At 69.1% G+C, this 2,509-nt stretch carries 1 protein-coding gene and 1 pseudogene; both read right to left on the reverse strand.

The window, feature by feature from the left end:
* The coding region (locus tag H926_RS0100390; protein ID WP_022674532.1) for an efflux RND transporter permease subunit at positions 1 to 2,291 on the reverse strand (2,291 nt) is incomplete at its 3' end.
* A pseudogene (locus H926_RS32860) lies at positions 2,291 to 2,509 on the reverse strand (hypothetical protein); the annotation flags it as partial. The pseudogene H926_RS32860 and the gene H926_RS0100390, both read right to left, overlap by 1 nt.

Genomic DNA, 2,509 nt, shown 5'->3' on the forward strand with positions numbered 1-2,509 from the left:
CGCAGGTCCGGCGGCAGGGTGACGGCCACATCGATCGCGCGATCGGCCAGCACAACCTGCCCCACGGTCTGCCCGGCAAAGGTCGCGCGAATGGCATCGCCAGCATCGGCCGCGGTCACGCCATGCAGCGCCATGCGTGCCGGATCGAGCGTAACGCCCAGCATCGGCGTGCCCGGCGCGGCCTTCATCGTCACGTCGGTGGCGCCGGGCACGCCGCGCAGCGCGGCGGCAATCGTGGCCCCGGTGCGATCCAATGTGTCGAGATCGGCCCCCTGCACGCTGATCGCGATGGCGGCGGTTTCGCCTGAAAGGCTTTCGCTGATGCGGTCACCCAGGAATGTCGTCACCTCGCCCTGCAACGCCGGGGTGGCGGCCAGGGCGGCGCGAATTTCAGCCAGCGCGGTGTCTTCGCCCCGCCCGCCCACCGATTTCAGGCGCAGGTGAAACTCGCCCTGGCTCGGCGGCCAGGTATCTTCGCCCGCTTCAGCGCGGCCGATCTGCTCTTCCACGCTCAAGACCTCGGGAATGGCGAGCAGCCGGCGCGACAGCTCTTCCCCGGTGCTGCGCATCCAGGCGAGCGAGGCGCCCGGCGGGCCGCTCACCTGCAAGACATAGTGCCGCTCGCGAAACGTGGGCAAAAGCTCGCTGCCGAACGACAGCGTTCCGACGAGTGCCAGCGCGCCCAGCGTCGCAATCGCCCCGGCGGCCACGCCGGGCCGCGCGCAAAGCCGGCGCATCAGCCCTTCGTGCCAATTCTTGAACCGTTCGAGCAGCGCCGGTTCGGCCACCGGGTTGCGCCCGCGCAATAGCATCAGCGCCAGCGCCGGCGTTACCGACAGCGCGACCACCAGCGAGGCCATCGTGGCGAGCAGGAACGCCAGGCCCAGCGGCGCGAAGAACGCGCCTTGCAGGCCGGTCAACAGGATCACCGGCAGCATGGTGAGCACCAGTACGAACGTGGCATGGACCACCGGCGCGCGCACTTCGATCGAGGCGGCGGCGATGATCGCGCGGCGGTCGGCCTCGTCCGTCACGCCGCGCAGCCGGCGCACGATATTCTCGATATCGACGATGGCGTCATCGATCACCACGCCCAGCGCCACGGCCAGGCCTCCCAGTGTCATCGTATTGATGGTCTGCCCCGTGCGATCGAGCACGATCAGCGCAGCCAGCAGCGACAGCGGGATCGACACGAACGCGATCATCACCACGCGCACATCGCGCAGGAATACCAGCAGCACGACGAAGACCATTACCGCGCCAATCGCGAGATCGACGGTGATGCCCGAAAGCGCGACTTCGACGAAGTTGGCCGGGCGGTGCAGCGCCGGGTAAAGTGTCACGCCCTGGGCGCGCAAGGCCGGGGCAATATCGTTGATCGCGCGTTCCAAGGCGCGCGTGGTGTCGAGCGTATTCGCGCCATATTGGCTCGACAGCGTCATCAACACGCCGGGCTTGCCCATGATCAGCGCATCGCCCACCGGCGGCGCAGCGGCGTCCGCCACTTGCGCGACATCGCCGATGCGCACGGTTCCGCCCGGGCCGGTGGTCAACACGGCGGCGGCAATCTGCGCGCCGGTGGTGGCGCTGGGGCCGGGATCGACCAGGATGCGCTGGTTGGGCGTATCGGCAAAGCCGCCGCCATTGACATTGACCGCCGCGCTCACCGCCTGGCCCAGATCGGCAAAGGTGATGCCGCGCGCGAGCAGGCGGGCGGGATCGGCACGCACTTCGATCCGGCGCTGCTCTCCGCCAAACACGTTGGCGCGGGCCACGCCGGGCACGGCGAGTAGGCGCGGCTTGATCGTCCATTCCGCCAGATCGCGCAGTTGCATCGGCGACAAGCGCTTGGAAACCAGGCCGATCTTGAGCAGGTCCATGGTGGACGACACCAGCGGCGTCAGGCGCGGGGTATCGACGCCGGGCGGCAGGCGCGGGATCGCATCGGCCAAGGCTTCGGAAACCTGCTGGCGCGCGCGATAGGCGTCGTTGCCCTCGCGAAAGGTGATGTCGATTACCGACAGGCCCTGGATCGATTGCGAGCGCACCGTCTCCACGCCATTGGCGCCGTTGATCACCGCCTCGAGCGGGCGGGTGACGAGCATTTCCACCTGCTGCGGCGAAAGGCCCGGCGCCTCGGTCTGGACGCTGGCCTGGGGCGGCACGAATTCGGGAAACACGTCATAGGCCGCGCTGCGCAGCATGGTTACGCCCAGCGCCAGCAGCACCACCGCACCCAGCAGCATCAGCCAAGGATGGCGCAGCGATTGCCTGACCAGCGCCGAGAGCATCAATCGTCCCCGCCGTCCGCCGAGGGCTGCGGTGCGGCGTGATCCAGGCCGAGCAGCGTGCCGGCGCCCGCGACAACCACCTGATCGCCGCCGTGCAGGCGCCCGATCGGCACGAACCAGCCTGGCGCCATGGCGCGGCCGTCTTCCAGTGGCACGCGCTCAAACCGGTCGGCAGCAGTGGCGCGCCACACGAACAGGCCGGCATCGGTGCGCACGAT

The sequence above is a fragment of the Novosphingobium sp. B-7 genome (genome assembly GCF_000410615.1).
GTDB classification, from domain to species: Bacteria; Pseudomonadota; Alphaproteobacteria; order Sphingomonadales; family Sphingomonadaceae; genus Novosphingobium; species Novosphingobium capsulatum.